The organism is Bacillus sp. MSP13, from assembly GCF_000815295.1.
GTDB lineage: Bacteria > Bacillota > Bacilli > Bacillales > Bacillaceae > Bacillus > Bacillus vallismortis.
In genome coordinates, this window is record NZ_JXAQ01000005.1 from 102,509 (window position 1) to 119,520 (window position 17,012).

Below are 17,012 nucleotides of genomic sequence, written 5' to 3' on the forward strand. Positions count from 1 at the left end.
ACCTCCTTATGAATGATCAATAAAATACAGCCAGTGAAATAAAGATCCCGCGATTTTCCCAATCACGATCGCCATTAATAGAATAATGATTTTACTTCTGAGACCGATTCGTTTTGCTAAAATCGGCAGCACATTTAAAACCTCTGTAAGGGCAGCTGCAAGCATCCCGACAAATACACCCGCCAGCAGCCCGACCGGTACAGCAATCCATTTTGTTAAAAAAAGATGGTTCATATGAAGCGTCTCCCACCCCCCGCATACCGCGCCAAGAATAACAGCCGCTTCATAAGCCTGTACAAATCTCATCGTTTTGGTAAGCTGCATCAGCCTCGGGATGATTCCCATTACGGTTAAAAAAGCAACGAAGCCAGCCCCCACCGTGATGCCTCCGCCGAGCCCGACAAAAATAATGAACAATACACTAACGATCATGCAGATCCTTTATTGTTTCTTGATTCTCATGCATGGCCACATATTGATCGAGATCAAGCTGATAGTTAAACATCTCAACCTCCAGCGGGCTAGGCTCTTCATTAAGACGCTTTTTAAAGATGTGGTTAAAAAACACGATCATTCCCAGTCCCAAACCGATGCTGTATGGGATTTGAAGCAAGTATGGATAGTCATTCCTCTCTCCGGTTATGATTTCATATAGTGCAATATGAACATCTCTCATGCTGACATCCTCATGAAAGTTCATAATGGCAAGACACGATCCGATAAACAGAAGCAGCCAGACACCGATAAACAGAACCGTTGATAAATGCCGTTTCCGATACTGAATTTCAACAATGGTTTCTGCTCCGCCTACTGTTTGAACATCAAGGGCCGGATCTTGTAAATGAATGGCTTTAAGGACTTGTATGATATCCAGAATTACGATATTTTTATCTTTTTCGCTCACCTGATAAAGCGGCATAGCCGAAAGTTTCTTTTTCAGCTGGTGCTGTCCTTCAATTTGCGCGGCATCTCCGACCGTGATGATATCTCCCGGATGGGCCAGCACCCTGTGGCGAAGTCGGATAAATATACGTCGTTCCATCATCGATCACCATCTTTCGGTGGTTATATATGTAGTATGTGGTTCGATTTTGTTCTCATTCATCCGCTTGTAAAGACCATAAATTACCACGCTTTCGCACAAAAAAAGCCAGCCTGCATGGCAGGCTAGCTATCCGGATGATCCATTTGAACCTTGATCTGTTTTAATATTTTCTTTTCCAGCCTGGAAACCTGAACTTGAGAAATCCCAAGCCGCTCAGCCACCTCGGACTGTGTCTGGTCTTTATAATATCTGAGATAGACGATTAGTTTTTCCCTTTCTTCCAAATCGCTGATCGCTTCTTTCAGCGCAATTTTGTCAAACCACTTTTCTTCAGAATTGTCAGCGATTTGATCAAGCAGGGTAATTGGATCTCCGTCATTCTCATATACCGTTTCGTGAATCGAAGACGGCGCTCTTACCGCCTCTTGAGCGAGTACGACATCTTCTGCTTCAATCTCCAAATGGTCGGCGATCTCCTGCACTGTCGGCACTCTGCCCAGAGTTTTTGAAAGCTCATCTTTCGCGCGCCGTATTTTGTTTCCGAGCTCTTTTAATGACCTTGACACCTTTACCGTTCCGTCATCACGGATAAAACGCTGGATTTCTCCGATAATCATCGGCACTGCATACGTTGAAAAACGCACATCATAGGTTAAATCAAATTTGTCAACAGATTTTAACAACCCGATGCAGCCGATCTGGAAAAGATCGTCAGGTTCATATCCTCTGTTTAAAAACCGCTGTACGACAGACCAAACAAGACGCATGTTTTTTTCTATGAGGAGGTCTCTTGCCTGCTGGTCGCCATTTTGGCTTTGTTTGATTAATTCCTTTACTTCATGATCCTTCAGCTGAGCGTTTTTGCCGTTTTTCTTAACCTCCACATCCATAACAAATCTCCTTAATTACAAAGCGCTTTGCTTTTTGATAAGTGCTTTGTTAAGCGAATCGTTGTGCCCATCTCAGGCGATGAATCGATCCTGACATCATCCATGAAATTTTCCATAATGGTAAAGCCCATTCCAGAGCGTTCAAGCTCAGGCTTCGTCGTGAATAAAGGCTGGCGGGCTTCTTCAAGATCTGTAATGCCCCTGCCTTCATCGCGAATGGTCATATATACGACATGATCTTCCAGCGTCACTGAAATATAAACTTTTCCGTCACAGTTCTCTTCATATCCGTGGATAATGGCATTGGTCACAGCTTCTGACACGACTGTTTTGATTTCGGTCAGTTCGTCCATTGTCGGGTCAAGCTGGGCAATAAACGAAGCAACTGTCACGCGGGCGAACGACTCATTCTGGCTGAGGGCAGAAAATTCAAGATGCATTTCATTTTTCATGATGCCACCCCCAGCGTCAGCAGCGCCTGCTGCTCGGATTGTTCAAAACGGATAATTTTAAACAGACCCGACATATCAAACAGCCGCTTCACTGCAGGAGAGATCGCGCAAACGACCATTTCCCCGCCAATTTGCTTAATTTGCTTATATCTTCCTAAAATGACACCAAGCCCCGAACTGTCCATAAAGGAAAGGTCCTCCAAATTCAGCACAATATGACGAATATCATCCTTTTCTAATGCTTGAGTCACTTTTTGTTTCAGGGTTTCAGCCGTATGGTGATCGAGTTCGCCTGTTAATCGAATACAAAGCACAGATTCTTTGACATGCATGTCAATTCCAAGGCTCATGCTCATTCCTCCTTGATATGATCGGATAATGAGTGTTTCGATTTCGATGGAATGAATTCCTTCACCGTGACAAAACTAGTGATCATTCGGCATAATTACTTAAATTTTGTCCAGTCTCCCATTGTCCGCTTTAAGAACGTTAAGAACCCGGCTTTCTTCATATCTTCTTTTGCAGCAACGGGACTTTCAGCGAGCACTTCTCCATCCTTTTTCAGAACGAGTGTGCCAAGCTCTTGGCCTTTTTGAATAGGAGCGCTTACATTGTCATTCAATTTAATTTCTTTTTTTACATGTTTCATATCCTCGCCTTTTTTCGTCAATATTGAAATCGGCTCAGAAGTCGTGAGTTCGATAAAAGTTTGTTTTCCTTTTTTGACCTTCACTTTTGCTACTGTTTCATTCCGTTTATATAAAGGATGCGTTTCATATTGACTAAAAGCGAAATCAAGCATCTTTGTCACTTGAGCGTTTCTATCTTTAGGTGTGCTCGCCCCGAACACAACCGCAATGGCCCGCATGTTTCCTTTTTTAGCCGAAGCTGTCAAACAATATTTCGCTTCACCTGTATAGCCTGTTTTTACGCCATCTACGCCGGGATAAAACTTAATCAGCCGATTCGTATTCACAAGCCAAAACTTTTTATCTGTATTTTCGCGCAGGTAATCCTCATACGTGCCGGTGAATTTCGTGATTGATTCATATTTCAATAATTCCTTAGCCATGATTGCCATGTCATAAGCAGAACTATAATGGCCCTCTTCGGTCAGTCCGGTCGGATTTTTAAAGGTTGTGTTTTTCAAACCCAGCTCTTTTGCTTTTTTGTTCATTTTCTTCACAAATTCTTCTTCTGAGCCGGAAATGAATTCTGCCATCGCTACAGAAGCGTCATTTCCCGATGCGATTGCGATGCCTTTCAGCATTTCTTTGACCGTCATTTCCTCACCCGGCTCAAGGAAAATCTGTGAGCCGCCCATTGAAGCGGCATGCTCGCTCGTACGGACCTTATCACCCATTTTGATATTGCCTTCATCTAAAGCTTCCATAATTAAAAGCATCGTCATAATTTTCGTCATGCTTGCAGGCGCCAATCTCTCATTGCTGTTCTTGTTGTAAAGCACTTTTCCCGTGTCACGTTCAATCAGCACCGCAGACTTTGCTTCATGAGCAAGCTCTGAAGTGCCTTTTCCGTCTTGTTTTGCAAATGCAGACGGTGCAAATGTAAGCAGCATGATACCAATCAACAAAGTGGATAAAAGACGTTTCATCTCATAAGCCCTCCATTTCATAATCCTTTTTATTTTTTCCAAGGGGGATGGATTTATACGCCACTGATGGAAAATGTTTCGTATTTTTTGGGCATAGAAAAAGACAGCTGCGTATATTTAACACAGCTGTCTTTTGATCTTTGTATCATTTTTATTCGTACTTCGAGACTACCGCTTTCACAAGCTGCAAAAATCCCGCTTTTACTTTTTCAGTCTCTTCCATTACTTCATCATGGCTTAAAGGCTGATCCAGAATTCCGGCTGCCGCGTTAGAGATGCAGGAAATGCCAAGGACACGCATTCCGGCGTGGTTTGCCACAATCACTTCCGGCACAGTAGACATGCCGACTGCGTCAGAGCCCATTGTTCTTAAAAAACGGACTTCTGCCGGTGTTTCGTAAGAAGGTCCTGTCACAGCGGTATACACGCCTTTTTGGATCGGAATGTTAAGGTCTTTGGCAATCTTTTCAGCCAGGCCTGATAGATCTTTGTCATAGGCTGAAGACATATCTGGAAATCTGACGCCGAAATCGGCTTCGTTTGGACCGATTAACGGATTTGTTCCCATAAAGTTGATATGATCGGTAATGATCATTAAGTCTCCCGCTCGGAATTCAGTGTTGACGCCGCCAGCGGCGTTTGTCACAATCAAAGCTTCCACGCCGAGCGCTTTCATCACACGTACAGGGAAAGTGACTTTCTCCATTGAATAGCCTTCATAAAAATGAAAACGGCCCTGCATCGCAATGACGGAAACTCCTTCAAGGGTGCCAAGCACAAGCTGTCCGGCATGTCCTTCAACAGTAGATACCGGAAATTCAGGTATGTCTTCATATTTCAGCTTGATTGGATTTTCGATTTCATCCGCCAAAATGCCAAGACCAGATCCTAAAATAAGGCCGATCTTCGGAGATTCCGGCAGGTTTTGTTTAATAAAAGCGGCTGCGCGTTCGATTCTGTTTTTCAAGAAACAGTCCCCCTATTGTAATAAAGATAAAAAGCTTTTCCCGTATTTCGGTTGATTCGTTTGAAAGTTATCAGCGATCGTTGCGCCGATATCAGCAAATGTGTCTGCAAGCGGCAGCATTTGCCCGTTCTCATGTTTTTTGCTGTAAGCGAGAATCGGCACAAACTCGCGTGTGTGGTCGGTTCCGTGATGAATCGGATCATTGCCGTGGTCGGCTGTAATGATTAGCAAATCATCTTCTTTCATTTTCTCAAACACTTCCGGAAGCCGCGCATCAAATTCTTCAAGCGCGCGTCCGTAGCCTTCCGGGTCGCGGCGGTGTCCGAATAAGGCGTCGAAATCAACAAGGTTCGCAAAGCTCAGACCAGTAAAGTCCTCTCCCAGCGTATCGATCACCTTGTCCATTCCGTCCATATTGGAAACCGTTCTCCGGGAAGAAGTAATGCCTTCTCCATCATAAATATCAGAGATTTTTCCGATTGAGATGACATCTAAGCCGCTGTCTTTCAATTCATTCATGACAGTGCGGTCAAACGGCTTAAGCGCATAGTCATGGCGGTTTGGCGTCCGTTTGAATTGTCCAGGCTCTCCGACGAACGGCCGTGCGATAATGCGGCCTACCATATACTTCGGATCAAGCGTAAGCTCTCTTGCCGTTTCACAAATGCGGTACAGCTCTTCAAGCGGCACAACCTCTTCGTGAGCGGCAATCTGCAAAACAGAGTCAGCAGATGTGTATACAATTAAAGCCCCTGTTTCCATGTGCTCTTGGCCAAGTTCATCCAAAATTGCTGTGCCGGAAGCCGGCTTGTTTCCGATAATTTTGCGTCCAGATCTCTTTTCCAGCTCCTGAAGCAGTTCATCAGGAAACCCTTCCGGAAACACTTTAAACGGTTTATCAATGTATAAACCCATGATCTCCCAATGGCCTGTCATGGTATCTTTGCCGTTGGACGCTTCTTGCATTTTTCCATAATACGCAAGCGGATGTTCTGTTTTTTCGACACCTTTGATATCTCCGATGAGACCAAGGCCAAGTTTTGCCATATTCGGCATATGTAATCCATTCATATGCTCGGCTATATGCCCGAGCGTATTGGCGCCTTCGTCATTAAAGTCTGCGGCATCCGGCGCTTCGCCGATTCCGACTGAGTCCATTACAATTAAAAACACACGATTATATTTGTATGCAGGCATCTTGAAAGCCTCCTTTTTTTCTATACGTCTATTGTATCGCTAAGAGGTCTGACAACTCAAGTATAAACCGTTTTCATTCCCATTGACAATGCATTTGGAAATAATGAGAAACTTCAATATTTTCTGGCGCATTAACCAAAAAAGCCGCAGCCACCTGCGGCTAGGCGCGCGGATGAAACTGCTTGTACACATCCTTCAGCCTTGTTTTCGTCACATGCGTATAAATTTGCGTCGTGGATATATCCGCATGGCCGAGCATTTCCTGCACCGCTCTTAAATCAGCTCCATTCTCAAGCAGATGGGTCGCAAAGGAATGCCTGAGAGTATGCGGGGTCAGCTCTTTTTTAATTCCGGCTTCAAGCGCGATTTTCTTTAGGTTTTTCCAAAACCCTTGGCGGCTGATTTGCTTGCCGTGATGATTCAAAAAGAGAGCGTCAGACACTTTGTTCTTTAGTAGTTTCCCCCTGGCTTTCGTCATATATTCCTCAATCGCGGAAGCGGCGGCTTCACCAATTGGCACAATCCGTTCTTTTCTTCCCTTCCCGAAGCAGCGAACAAAACCCATGGATAAATGAACATCTGCCGTTTTCAATTCTATCATTTCACTGACTCGTATGCCTGTCGCATAAAGCAGCTCCAGCATCGCTTTATCCCGATAGCCAAAAGGGCTCGTCAGCTTAGGCGTGTCCAATAATCGCTCGACTTCATTGAGCGCGAGCACCTTCGGAAGCGCCCGTTCGGTCTTTTGTGTCTCGATATGAACGGAAGGATCCTTGTCCGTTACCTTTTCCCTGAGCAGAAATTGGTGAAAAGATCGAATGGATGCCAAATGCCTCGCTGATGTCTTGCCGGATTTCCCCGCGTCCTTCAAATGCTTTAAGTATTGGATAATATGTATGCGGGTTACGTGATCCCAATCAGTAAGATGAAGGGTTTCTGTTAAATAGAGAGAATAGCTTTTCAGGTCGCGTTCATAGGATACCACCGTGTTGTGAGAAAGCCCTCTCTCTACCATGACGTAGTGGATGAAATCCTTGATTTGATCTTTCACTCTTGATCTACTCCCCGTTTTGGTAAAAAAAGATCAACCGGTCGAACCATCCGCCTTTTTCATCCTGATCCATTTCAACAACTTTTACAGCGGAGCCTTCCGGTTTATCGTACCGATGATAGTTTTCATACTCTTGATTCACCCATATCATAGCATAATAGAACAGAGCGGTAAAACCGGTAAACAGGATGAAAACTTTTAATGCATCGAGGGCTGTTTTTAGGAATCTTCCCATGTCCTAATCGATCCTTTCCTATGGTTCCAGTTATTTAAACCATATGCCAAATCAGAAAGGTTTTATACATAGAAACAGCAAAAAACCCTTTCCCCATGAGAAAAGGTTCGCGCTCGGCACCGTCTATTCAGTTTCCGTTCCGTTACAGCGGTGGCAAATGCCGTGAAACGTCAATCTATGATCTTTAATCTTAAATTTCCAATCACGTTCAATGATTTCTTCCACGTCTTCAAGCAGATCTTCTTCAATTTCATCAACGGCTCCGCACTCCATGCACACTAAGTGATGATGAAAGTGAGCTGCGCCCTCTTTCCGAAGGTCGTAACGGGACACGCCGTCACCAAAGTTAATTTTATCAACGACTTTTAATTCAGTTAATAATTCAAGCGTACGGTATACTGTTGCGAGACCGATCTCAGGAGATTTCTCTTTTACGAGGAGGTATACATCTTCTGCGCTTAAATGGTCTTCTTCGTTTTCAAGCAGCACTCTTACTGTCGCTTCACGCTGAGGCGTAAGTTTGTAGCTGGATGAGTGCAGCTGTTTCTTAATTCGATCAATACGGTTTTCCATGTCTTTCCCTCCTACGCCGCATTCCATGACTCATTATAACAAAATACGCGCAGAGTTCCAACTATAATTATTATAAACTGATAAATAAAATGTTTTTCTTTTAATAATCATTTTAAAAAAGTCTCGATGTGAGCTTTTCCATTAAAACAGGTGATAAATAGGCTTCAAAGAGTGATGAGATCAGCGCTAAAAACAAAATGACCAGAAGTACGAAAGCATACCGGCCGAACCACTGAATCGGCGCATCATGCAGACTCCGTTTAACAAACAGCTGCCTGATTAACTTTAGAGAAAACGCAATCGCACACGTGCCCATAATGAGATAAGCCGGAATCAGCAGCACATTTTGGGGCAAAACGGAGACAAAGGATAAGAAAAAACCGCTGATTCCCATTTGATTGACGAGGAATCCGACAGTAAAGCCGACGACGATTCCTTTCAGAAAGATCATGATGAATATAATCGGCATCCCAATGACGGAAATTCCTAATATCCATATGAGTCCTAAATATTTTACATTATGAAAGATACTTTGCCAAAACATATCAGATGACTTTGCCTGTTTATCCTCTGAAAGCTGGCCGAAAAATTGGCTTAAATAGTAATATAAATCTTCTTTCTGGCTGATGGTCATGCTGTTGACAATAATCGCGCCGAATATGACACCCATGAAAAATAGGACTGAGACAAATATATAAAGAGAGAGATGATCTTTGACATGTCTGAGAAACATATCCTTATAAGAGATTTTTCGCATTCCGTTTCCCCCCGCCCGTTCTAGTGATTTGATTTAATAGATTGTATGAAAGAAACGGAAAAACATGCCCTTTTTCAAAAAAAGAAACGATAGTGAAGAATGCTAGGCGGCTTTTTCGGGCACAAAAAAATCCTTATCATCAACCGCTGTATGATCATAAGGATTCTTATTTTGTTTATTCAACATGTCTTTTTTGCTTTTTGTCTTTCTTTCATGTGTGCTGAACGATGGTGTGCTGCCTCTTGATAATAAGACGTCACGTCCGCCGTTTCTCAGCAGATGCTCCCGCTTCTTTTTCGCTCGGCTTTTTGGCATAATGATCACTCCCTTATTTGTTTTCACACATATTATAGCAAAATGAACTCCTCATGAGAAAAAACAGCACCTGGCGTAACAGGTGCTGCTGTTTTACTTTATTGAATTCACTGCTGTAAGGGCCGCGCGCTCGACTGCGGCTGCTACCTCATGATGGACTTTTGAATCAAGCGGCTGCGGGACCACATCGCCTTGCTTCGTGCAGGCTGCGATGGCCTCTGCTGCTGCGACAAGCATATCATGATTGATCTCCTTGCTTTTTGCGTTGAGCGCTCCTCTGAAAATACCCGGGAAGCCAAGCACATTATTAACAGAACGGCCATCAGCTGCATATGCGGCGCCGGCCTGCAGCGCGGCTTCCGGCTCAATTTCCGGCTTCGGGTTCGATAACGCCAAAATCACCTGGCCAGACCGTACAAATGCTGGTTTAATTAACCCGGGAACTCCCGTTGTGGCAATGATAATGTCACATGTTTCCATGAGCTCCTCGATGCCGGCAACTGCCTGTCCGCCATACTGTTCTAGACGGTTCATCGCTTCCTCTGATTTGTCTGTTCCGTACACAGCTTTTACGCCATAGGCCATAAACATCCGGCAGATAGCGACGCCTGCTGCGCCCAGTCCGATTTGCCCAACCTTCGCTTCTTTCAGGTCAACACCTGCACTCCTGCATGCCGAGATGGCAGCTGCCAGCGTTACAACAGCTGTACCGTGCTGATCATCGTGCATAACAGGGATGTTCAGCTCCTCTTTTAGGCGGTCCTCGATTTCGAAGCAATGCGGCGAGCCGATATCCTCAAGCAAGATGCCGTTAAAGCCCGGAGAAATATGCTTTACCGTTTTGATGATTTCTTCAGGATCACTCGTATCAAGCAAAATCGGAATGCCGCTGATACCCGCCAGCTGATCAAACAGAGCAGCCTTTCCTTCCATGACAGGCATGCCTGCCACAGAGCCGATATTGCCAAGGCCCAGAATTGCCGTTCCATCCGTTACAATTGCGACAGAATTGCTGATCGTAGTATAAATAGACGCTTTTTCAGGTTCTTTTTCAATCAGCCTGCACACGTCTGCAACACCTGGTGTATAGACACGACCAAGCTCTGCCAGAGAGCGAATTGGCATTTTGCTTTTCATCTGGATTTTTCCGCCTTCATGTGCGGACAGGACTTCATCAGATACGGTGTGAAGCCTGATCCCTTCTCCCAAGCCCTGTACAGCCTCGATCACTTCCTGAAGCTGTTCTTCATTCTCCACTTGAACGGTAATATTCCGCATTGTGTAATTGGGGCCGACTTTCACTGTCTCCACTTCACCAATATCCCCGCCCAGAAGGCCGATTGCCGAAGCCACCCTTCCAAGATTTCCGGGAACCGAGGGTGTTTCGATCATCAGTGTTCGAATCATGTGTTTCGCTATCATTCAGTGATCCTCCCCTATTAGCCTAGTTTTTCAGCTTTAGCTGTATTGTTTTTCGTATACCATATAAATTTTCCTGTATAACCATAGATAATAGCAAGACCTATTGCAACAAAACTGAGCCACATAAACGGCAGATAGGCGAAGGTTGAAACCCCTAAAATACCAGCCATGTAAATACCGTTATCAGACCAAGGAACCATACCTGAGGTTAAGGTTCCCCCCACCTCCGAGTTACGAGACAGCACCCTTCTGTCGAGATTCAATCGATCGTAGCTGTTTTCCATAATCTTCGGTGTCAAAATAAGAGATACATACATCGCACAGCCGAAGATGTTTGCTAAAAACGCTACAATCAGCGTAGAAACAGTGACGTTGCCCGGTGATGTTAATTTCTTTTCAAACATAGAGACGATCACTTTTAAGACGCCAAGCTTTTCAAGCAGCCCGCCGAATCCGAGACCAAAGATAATAACGACAAGCGAACCGAGCATTCCGACAATGCCTCCGCGATTTAACAGGCCGTTCAAGAATTCAACATCTGTTTTAATAGAGAATCCGTTGTAGGCAGTTGCAACCGCATCCGCTGGATTCATGCCTTGGAAAACAACCGCCCAAATAGCGCCTAGCAAAGCGCCGATTACGATGACCGGCATTGATGGCTTTTTCATCGCCAGTAAGACAATAACGACAATAGCCGGGATCAGCATCCAAATATGAATGTCAAACGTATGTTGCAAAGATGACTTCAAGAATTCAACTTTATCAAGATCAATATTTTTCCCGCCATACATAAAGCCCGTAATGGTAAATAAAATTGCTGTAATGACATACGCTGGGACGGATAAAAAGAGCATAGCCCTGACGTGGTCTAAGACATCCACTTTCGATAGTGAGGATGCAAGAACTGTGCTGTCTGAAAGAGGAGACAGCTTGTCTCCGAAATAAGCGCCTGAAAGAATAGCGCCCGCTACAAGAGGAAGCGGAAGGCCTAAACCTTCTCCAATAGCGATCATGGCAATGCCGGCAGTTCCGACTGTTCCCCATGATGTTCCTGTTGCTACAGACATAATGGAACAAATAATTAACGTTGCAAGCAAAAAGATACTAGGGTGAATAAATTCTAAACCATAGTAAATCAGAGTCGGTACAATCCCACCGGCGATCCATGTTCCAATAAGCGCTCCTACTGAAACAAGAATCAGAACGGCTTCAAGACCGTTTGATATACCATATAGAATGGCATTTTGCATATCTTTATAAGAATAACCAAGTCTGATTCCGAGAATCATTGCGATAAACCAGGAAATGAAAAGCGCGAGCTGTATCGGCAAGTCTAAAAAAACTGTAAACGACATGACAAGTGCTAAAAATGATCCTAGTACAATAATAATTTCGAATAATGTTGGCAGTCTTACATCCTTCAAAAGAAGTCCCCCTTCATGTAAAAAGCTAAAACGCTTTCAATAAATAGTGCAGCACACGTATACTATACTTCCTCATCCCTATGTTGTAAACAGCTTATTCACCAGACGATCCGCCGATGAATAAGCTGTATATTGCTTAAATTTTATTTTTCTAATAGTTCTTTCCCTGCAATCCCTGGTTTTGTCATCTCGTATGGGTTTAAAATGATATCCAATTCTTCTTCTGTCAGCACATCATGCTGCAGGCAAAGATCACGGACCGATTGGCCTGTCATAATGGCTTCCCTGGCAATTCGGGCTGCCGCTTCATAACCAAGATGCGGATTGACTGCAGTGATGACGCCTGCGCTTTTTTCCACATATTGTTTCAAGCGTTTTTCGTTGGCCTCGATGCCTTTTAAGCAATTGTCAGTGAACGAGCGGAAGCCGTTGTTCATGATGCTGATGGATTGAAGCAAATTAAAGACAAGCACGGGCTCCATCACGTTCAATTCAAGCTGGCCGGCTTCTGATGCAAGGCAGATTGTATTGTCGTTTCCAATAACTTGGAACGCAATTTGATTGATCAGCTCCGCCATAACTGGATTGACTTTCCCCGGCATAATGGAAGACCCCGGCTGACGTGCAGGCAGAGAAATTTCCGCAAGTCCGGCGCGCGGGCCTGATGCCATTAAACGAAGGTCGTTTGCGATCTTTGACATATTCATCATGCAGACCTTTAATGCTGCCGACACCTCTGTATAGGCATCCGTATTTTGTGTCGCATCAACAAGATGATCAGCGCCGACAAGAGGAAGCCCGCTGATATCAGCAAGGTGCTCCACAACCTGCTTGATATATTCAGGATCTGCGTTCAGGCCGGTACCGACAGCCGTTGCGCCCATGTTGACCTCATACAGGTGCTGGCGTGATTGCTTGATTCGTTTGATGTCACGTTCCAGAACACGGCTGTACGCTTCGAATTCCTGGCCAAGACGGATCGGAACAGCATCTTGAAGGTGTGTCCGCCCCATTTTAATAACAGAATCAAATTCCTGTGCTTTTTGTTTAAACACACAATGCATGTCTTCCATCGTATTCAGCAGTTTTTCTAAAAGCTTTAAAGTGGAAATATGGATAGCAGTCGGGAACACATCGTTCGTTGACTGAGACATATTCACATGTGTGTTTGGGCTTAAATGGATATAATCGCCCTTTTGATGTCCCATGATTTCAAGCGCCCGGTTTCCGATCACCTCATTCGCATTCATATTCATAGAAGTTCCGGCCCCGCCCTGAATCGGATCGACGATAAACTGATCGTGCCATCTGCCTTCCAGAATCTCGTCAGCGGCTTGTACGATAGCTTGGCCAATTCCTTCATACAGCCGTTTCACATCCATGTTGGCAAGAGCCGCGGCTTTTTTGACGATCGCCAGCGCGTTAATCATTTCTTCATGGATCTTGTATCCCGTAATCGGAAAGTTTTCAGAAGCACGGAGCGTCTGAATTCCGTAATAAACATCCGCTTTAATTTGTTTTTCCCCAAGGAAGTCTTTTTCCACGCGATATTCTTTATGGCCGTTTAACATAATCTTTAACCTACTTTCTCTATGGTGGTTATCGTGTTTGACATTTAAAGGACAACGTCATCAGCAATCGGCGTTTCCATAATCCTCTTGACGACAGATAGATCCGCAGACTGGCCGAGTGCCCACATTAATTTCGGCACGATTGCTTCTGTGTTCATATTTCTGGATCGGATAATTAAGTTTTGGTTGACTCTGCGGCCGACTTCGTAAATGCTCATGTCTTCTCCTTCTTCCAGACATTGAGTTGTGATCACAACGACGATTCCGCTTTCGATCAGCTCATTCACTTTCGACAAAATATCTCTGCCTTCAAACGGCACGCCTCCGCTGCCATAACTCTCAATGACGATTCCTTTGTAGATGCTTTTTAGGGCATCGAACATTTCAGGCTTTAAGCCCGGATGCAGCTTCAGCAGACATACATCTGTGCATAGTGAAGTATCAACTGAGAAGGTGTCGTTCTCAGGTTCCGTTACTTGTTTGTTGTATTCGATCCCGTCTTCATTAATAAAAGCGATATATGGGTAATTGATGCTTTCAAACGCGTCATAGCTTTTCGTTCTTAATTTGATCGCACGCGTTCCTTGGATGACTCTGCCGTCAAACACAACATAAACGCCGCCCACACCTTCACAGGCAAAGCGTATGGCGTCTGTGATATTTTTTTTGGCATCCGTTTTTTGGAACGTGATTGGAATTTGCGAGCCAGTGATCACAATCGGTTTATCGGCATGCTGCAGCATATATGATAATGCGGCAGATGTATAGGCCATTGTATCTGTGCCGTGGGTAATAACAAATCCATCATAGGCATCATAATTTTCCTTCACGGCTTCCGCTATATCCACCCAGTATTCAGGCTGCATATTGGTGCTGTCTATATTCATAAGCGACTGTGTTTCCATCGTGTAATCGTTATCAAGTTTTGATACGTAACTTAATAATTCATCAGCCTTAACTCCGGGAGCCAGCCCATTTTCCCCTTCAACTGAAGCAATCGTCCCCCCAGTTGTCAACATCAATAATTTTTTCATACCATGCACCTCTTCACTGTATCTAAAGATGGGTTGCGAGAAGGTATTCGCTTTTCGCATACTTTTAATGCAATTATAGACACGGAAAATAAAATACGCAAGACATTATTATTCAATTCGCGTACACTTCCTAATACCTATATGATATAATCAGCTCAAGGTGAAAAAGGAGCGGAAGTTCATGAATCTAGATCGTTTAACTGAATTGAGAAAAAAGAAAAATTGGTCGCTTCAATATACAGCTGACCTTCTGGGTATCGCAAAAAGCACATATGCCGGCTATGAGTCGGGCTATCGGCGGCCTTCGCTTGAGGCGCTTGCCATGCTGGCTGACCTCTTTGACACAACCTGCGATGAACTTTTGGGCCGCGAGAAACAAAAGCAGACTGCTCCAAAGACCATTGAATTGACCACATGGAGCAGCCTTGACTTAACGATTTCTGTTGATGGCAAGCCGCTGAGTGAAGACGAAATCATCCAGCTGATCACCTTTATCCGGACGAAGAGAAAAGTACAGGAGGAAATGGGTTAATCTTTCACTCACGGTTTAATTTTACCGTAGGTTCCTCCTCCTCCGGCTTTCAACTCCAGCTTACCGGATCTCGCTTTTACAATAAGCGCCGCGGTTTTCTGCGGGACAATGCGGGCCAAATCTTCTTCTGTTGCCTCATGAAGAACAGCCATCTCTGTTCCAAAGGCTTTTTTTAGTTTGTCCAGTGTTTTCGGACCGACACCCGGAACAAATTGCAACGGGATCTGGTGAACATATCGCGGACGCGAGACGCGAACTTCAGTTTGATCACTCAATTCACGCAATCTTTCGCTAACCCCTTTGGTAAACGTGGCATTTCCGCAATTTGCGCACACCGTTTCCCCGCTCACAGCAGGTTCTCCGCATGCTTCGCAAGCCGTTTGATAATATTTTCCCAATAGCGGGTCCAAGCCGTAATTCGACGTAATTTTCCTGTCACCTTGTCCCCTTAACGCAAGAGTAAATTCGGTAAAATCAGCTGACTGCACATATAGTTCATTATATTCTCTGCCGATTTTCCCTAACGAATGCGCATCAGAATTTGTTAAAAAAGGATACTGATTTAATTCAGATACGTGTGAAGCCATGCCTGTATCACAGCTTAATCCAAGCTCCACCGCATCTATCATTGAGGGATCAAAAACCTCGGTTAGGCTTGATGCAACCCCTTTACCATATAAGCTTTTATGCGGTGTAAAGATATGGGCAGGAATAAAAAGCCCGCCCATTTCCTTCACTTTTTTTTGCAGATTCAAGCCCGTTTCATAGATCCGCTGTGAGCTTAAATGAATGTTTTTCAGCCGCGCTGACAGCCAATTTGAGAACCGCTTCATATCAGCCAGCGTCGGTATAAACACGAGCACATGGATCGGCCCGCTGCAGGCTTCATCATAAATCTCCAGCTCGCTTCCCAATAAAAGAGTCGTGCTGCAGTAACGAATTCCCCCGCCGGGCAGCTCGCGGTACGTCCCAGATGAAATGCCTTCCTCAAGCTCTAACATGACTTCCGGAGAATGACAGTCGATAATGCCAAGAAGTTCTATCCCTTTATGTTCACTGGCTTCTACCAAAATCCGGTCCAGCGTCAGTGTTTTGGCGCCTGTTATTTTGACAGCCCTTCCTGTAAAGGTCCGGCCGATATGAATGTGCAAATCCGCGTAAACCTTTTTCATTTTTGTGCTTGGAGCGCTTCTTTCAGCTGAAGATACTGAATCGCATAGGCTGTTTTTGCATCATATACTTCACGCGATTCAACCAGCCTCAGCGCCTCTTCAAGCGTCACCTCCATTACTTCAACAAACTCGTCCTCATCAAGCTCCCGTTTTTCTTCAAGAATAGAAAGCTCTTCTGCAAGAAACACGTGGACGATTTCATCGGCAAAGCCGGGCGATGTATAAAACGCAGTGATTTTTGTCAGCTTCTTCGCTGTATAACCCGTTTCTTCTTCTAACTCTCGAAGTGCCGTATACTCAGGCTCCTCCCCTTTTTCAAGCTTTCCAGCCGGAATTTCAACGATCGTCCGTTCAAGCGGCTTACGGAATTGTTTGACCAAGATGATTTTCCCTTCATCTGTGACAGCTAATATGGCTACAGCTCCAGGGTGTTTCACAATTTCACGTTTACTCGCTTTGCCGTTTGGCAGCTCGACGTCCTCTACATAAAGATCAATGACTTTGCCTGAAAAGATCTGTTCTTTGGCAATTGTTTTTTCTTCTAATGACTTCATTTCTTCATCTCCCGTTCTGTCTCTATATCATGCCCCATACATTTTATCATACTAGAGAAAAGGGGGCTTCTTCGTGAAAGTCTACCGCATGCCTAAAGGTGTTGTCTTAGTCGGAAAAGCGTGGGAGATTCGGGCGAAGCTAAAGGAGTACGGACGCACATTCCAATACGTGAAAGATTGGGTCTCTAAGCCATAAAAGTTGAAAC

The 17,012-nt window shown here is 44.5% G+C and carries 21 protein-coding genes; 2 read left to right on the top strand and 19 right to left on the bottom strand.

The annotated features are described in order from the left end of the window. Positions 1-6: 6 nt before the first annotated feature. The 17 genes from spoVAB to ansA all read right to left on the bottom strand — a co-directional run bounded on the left by spoVAB (position 7) and on the right by ansA (position 14,548). Positions 7-432 carry a stage V sporulation protein SpoVAB gene (gene spoVAB / locus SC79_RS06480; RefSeq protein ID WP_003223948.1) on the bottom strand — a complete coding sequence of 142 codons (426 nt, stop codon included), beginning with the start codon at positions 430-432 and terminating at the stop codon, positions 7-9. After that, on the bottom strand, positions 422-1,042 hold the full coding sequence (gene spoVAA, locus SC79_RS06485; protein WP_039074550.1) for a stage V sporulation protein SpoVAA: 621 nt from the start codon (positions 1,040-1,042) through the stop codon (positions 422-424). The genes spoVAB and spoVAA overlap by 11 nt, the downstream gene beginning before the upstream one ends. 125 nt (positions 1,043-1,167) lie before the next feature. Next, positions 1,168-1,935, bottom strand: a complete 768-nt coding sequence (gene sigF / locus SC79_RS06490) for an RNA polymerase sporulation sigma factor SigF (RefSeq protein WP_039074364.1) — start codon at positions 1,933-1,935, stop codon at positions 1,168-1,170. Between the two features lie 11 nt (positions 1,936-1,946). Continuing rightward, positions 1,947-2,387: an anti-sigma F factor gene (spoIIAB, locus tag SC79_RS06495; RefSeq protein WP_010328182.1), complete on the bottom strand. Its 441-nt coding sequence runs from the start codon at positions 2,385-2,387 to the stop codon at positions 1,947-1,949. Then, positions 2,384-2,737: an anti-sigma F factor antagonist gene (gene spoIIAA / locus SC79_RS06500; protein ID WP_010328183.1), complete on the bottom strand. Its 354-nt coding sequence runs from the start codon at positions 2,735-2,737 to the stop codon at positions 2,384-2,386. Before spoIIAA ends, spoIIAB begins: the two co-directional genes overlap by 4 nt. A 95-nt stretch (positions 2,738-2,832) precedes the next feature. After that, complete coding sequence (dacF, locus tag SC79_RS06505; protein WP_039074365.1) at positions 2,833-4,002, bottom strand: D-alanyl-D-alanine carboxypeptidase DacF; 1,170 nt, start codon at positions 4,000-4,002, stop codon at positions 2,833-2,835. Positions 4,003-4,153: 151 nt separating this feature from the next. Continuing rightward, complete coding sequence (locus tag SC79_RS06510) at positions 4,154-4,969, bottom strand: purine nucleoside phosphorylase I, inosine and guanosine-specific (RefSeq protein ID WP_039074366.1); 816 nt, start codon at positions 4,967-4,969, stop codon at positions 4,154-4,156. Positions 4,970-4,981: 12 nt separating this feature from the next. Next, positions 4,982-6,166: a phosphopentomutase gene (deoB, locus tag SC79_RS06515; protein ID WP_039074367.1), complete on the bottom strand. Its 1,185-nt coding sequence runs from the start codon at positions 6,164-6,166 to the stop codon at positions 4,982-4,984. 160 nt (positions 6,167-6,326) lie between these two features. Beyond that, positions 6,327-7,217 (bottom strand): site-specific tyrosine recombinase XerD, encoded by an 891-nt coding sequence (gene xerD / locus SC79_RS06520; RefSeq protein ID WP_039074368.1) that lies wholly within the window; start codon positions 7,215-7,217, stop codon positions 6,327-6,329. 7 nt (positions 7,218-7,224) lie between these two features. Beyond that, a complete protein-coding gene (locus tag SC79_RS06525; protein WP_003223970.1) occupies positions 7,225-7,452 on the bottom strand; it encodes a YqzK family protein in 228 nt (75 codons plus the stop codon). Positions 7,453-7,575: 123 nt separating this feature from the next. Beyond that, on the bottom strand, positions 7,576-8,025 hold the full coding sequence (gene fur / locus SC79_RS06530) for a ferric iron uptake transcriptional regulator (protein ID WP_010328189.1): 450 nt from the start codon (positions 8,023-8,025) through the stop codon (positions 7,576-7,578). 112 nt (positions 8,026-8,137) lie between these two features. After that, the gene (gene spoIIM / locus SC79_RS06535) at positions 8,138-8,782 is read right to left on the bottom strand and encodes a stage II sporulation protein M (protein WP_039074369.1); all 645 of its coding nucleotides are present in this window, start codon (positions 8,780-8,782) and stop codon (positions 8,138-8,140) included. A 102-nt stretch (positions 8,783-8,884) separates the two neighbouring features. Continuing rightward, positions 8,885-9,097 carry a hypothetical protein gene (locus SC79_RS06540; protein ID WP_039074551.1) on the bottom strand — a complete coding sequence of 71 codons (213 nt, stop codon included), beginning with the start codon at positions 9,095-9,097 and terminating at the stop codon, positions 8,885-8,887. Positions 9,098-9,190: 93 nt separating this feature from the next. Further along, positions 9,191-10,519 (bottom strand): NAD-dependent malic enzyme, encoded by a 1,329-nt coding sequence (locus SC79_RS06545; RefSeq protein ID WP_039074370.1) that lies wholly within the window; start codon positions 10,517-10,519, stop codon positions 9,191-9,193. A 17-nt stretch (positions 10,520-10,536) separates the two neighbouring features. Further along, positions 10,537-11,943, bottom strand: a complete 1,407-nt coding sequence (gene nhaC, locus SC79_RS06550) for a Na+/H+ antiporter NhaC (RefSeq protein ID WP_039074371.1) — start codon at positions 11,941-11,943, stop codon at positions 10,537-10,539. A 143-nt stretch (positions 11,944-12,086) separates the two neighbouring features. Beyond that, a complete protein-coding gene (gene aspA / locus SC79_RS06555) occupies positions 12,087-13,514 on the bottom strand; it encodes an aspartate ammonia-lyase (protein WP_039074372.1) in 1,428 nt (475 codons plus the stop codon). Between the two features lie 44 nt (positions 13,515-13,558). Beyond that, complete coding sequence (gene ansA, locus SC79_RS06560; RefSeq protein WP_039074373.1) at positions 13,559-14,548, bottom strand: asparaginase; 990 nt, start codon at positions 14,546-14,548, stop codon at positions 13,559-13,561. Positions 14,549-14,729: 181 nt separating this feature from the next. Here ansA and ansR point away from each other — a divergent pair, with 181 nt between their 5' ends. After that, positions 14,730-15,080, top strand: a complete 351-nt coding sequence (ansR, locus tag SC79_RS06565; RefSeq protein ID WP_010328196.1) for an HTH-type transcriptional regulator AnsR — start codon at positions 14,730-14,732, stop codon at positions 15,078-15,080. Between the two features lie 8 nt (positions 15,081-15,088). Here the strand turns inward: ansR and SC79_RS06570 are convergent, their stop codons facing one another. Both SC79_RS06570 and nudF read right to left on the bottom strand, forming a co-directional pair. Further along, complete coding sequence (locus tag SC79_RS06570) at positions 15,089-16,252, bottom strand: TIGR00375 family protein (protein ID WP_039074374.1); 1,164 nt, start codon at positions 16,250-16,252, stop codon at positions 15,089-15,091. Beyond that, entirely contained in the window at positions 16,249-16,806 is a 558-nt protein-coding gene (gene nudF / locus SC79_RS06575; RefSeq protein WP_039074375.1) for an ADP-ribose pyrophosphatase, read from the bottom strand. Before nudF ends, SC79_RS06570 begins: the two co-directional genes overlap by 4 nt. Before the next feature lie 73 nt (positions 16,807-16,879). Between nudF and mciZ the strand changes: the two genes are divergently transcribed. Further along, on the top strand, positions 16,880-17,002 hold the full coding sequence (gene mciZ, locus SC79_RS06580) for a Z-ring formation inhibitor MciZ (RefSeq protein WP_039074376.1): 123 nt from the start codon (positions 16,880-16,882) through the stop codon (positions 17,000-17,002). Positions 17,003-17,012: the final 10 nt, after the last annotated feature.

Excerpts from the sequence above, each read along its gene's own strand:
- spoIIM (WP_039074369.1), bottom strand. The coding sequence starts at position 8,782 with ATGCGAAAAATCTCTTATAAGGATATGTTTCTCAGACATGTCAAAGAT.
- SC79_RS06540 (WP_039074551.1), bottom strand. The coding sequence starts at position 9,097 with ATGCCAAAAAGCCGAGCGAAAAAGAAGCGGGAGCATCTGCTGAGAAAC.
- ansR (WP_010328196.1), top strand. The coding sequence starts at position 14,730 with ATGAATCTAGATCGTTTAACTGAATTGAGAAAAAAGAAAAATTGGTCG.
- aspA (WP_039074372.1), bottom strand. The coding sequence starts at position 13,514 with ATGTTAAACGGCCATAAAGAATATCGCGTGGAAAAAGACTTCCTTGGG.
- ansA (WP_039074373.1), bottom strand. The coding sequence starts at position 14,548 with ATGAAAAAATTATTGATGTTGACAACTGGGGGGACGATTGCTTCAGTT.
- dacF (WP_039074365.1), bottom strand. The coding sequence starts at position 4,002 with ATGAAACGTCTTTTATCCACTTTGTTGATTGGTATCATGCTGCTTACA.
- sigF (WP_039074364.1), bottom strand. The coding sequence starts at position 1,935 with ATGGATGTGGAGGTTAAGAAAAACGGCAAAAACGCTCAGCTGAAGGAT.
- spoIIAA (WP_010328183.1), bottom strand. The coding sequence starts at position 2,737 with ATGAGCCTTGGAATTGACATGCATGTCAAAGAATCTGTGCTTTGTATT.
- spoVAA (WP_039074550.1), bottom strand. The coding sequence starts at position 1,042 with ATGGAACGACGTATATTTATCCGACTTCGCCACAGGGTGCTGGCCCAT.
- spoVAB (WP_003223948.1), bottom strand. The coding sequence starts at position 432 with ATGATCGTTAGTGTATTGTTCATTATTTTTGTCGGGCTCGGCGGAGGC.
- spoIIAB (WP_010328182.1), bottom strand. The coding sequence starts at position 2,387 with ATGAAAAATGAAATGCATCTTGAATTTTCTGCCCTCAGCCAGAATGAG.
- deoB (WP_039074367.1), bottom strand. The coding sequence starts at position 6,166 with ATGCCTGCATACAAATATAATCGTGTGTTTTTAATTGTAATGGACTCA.
- SC79_RS06570 (WP_039074374.1), bottom strand. The coding sequence starts at position 16,252 with ATGAAAAAGGTTTACGCGGATTTGCACATTCATATCGGCCGGACCTTT.
- fur (WP_010328189.1), bottom strand. The coding sequence starts at position 8,025 with ATGGAAAACCGTATTGATCGAATTAAGAAACAGCTGCACTCATCCAGC.
- nudF (WP_039074375.1), bottom strand. The coding sequence starts at position 16,806 with ATGAAGTCATTAGAAGAAAAAACAATTGCCAAAGAACAGATCTTTTCA.
- SC79_RS06545 (WP_039074370.1), bottom strand. The coding sequence starts at position 10,519 with ATGATAGCGAAACACATGATTCGAACACTGATGATCGAAACACCCTCG.
- SC79_RS06525 (WP_003223970.1), bottom strand. The coding sequence starts at position 7,452 with ATGGGAAGATTCCTAAAAACAGCCCTCGATGCATTAAAAGTTTTCATC.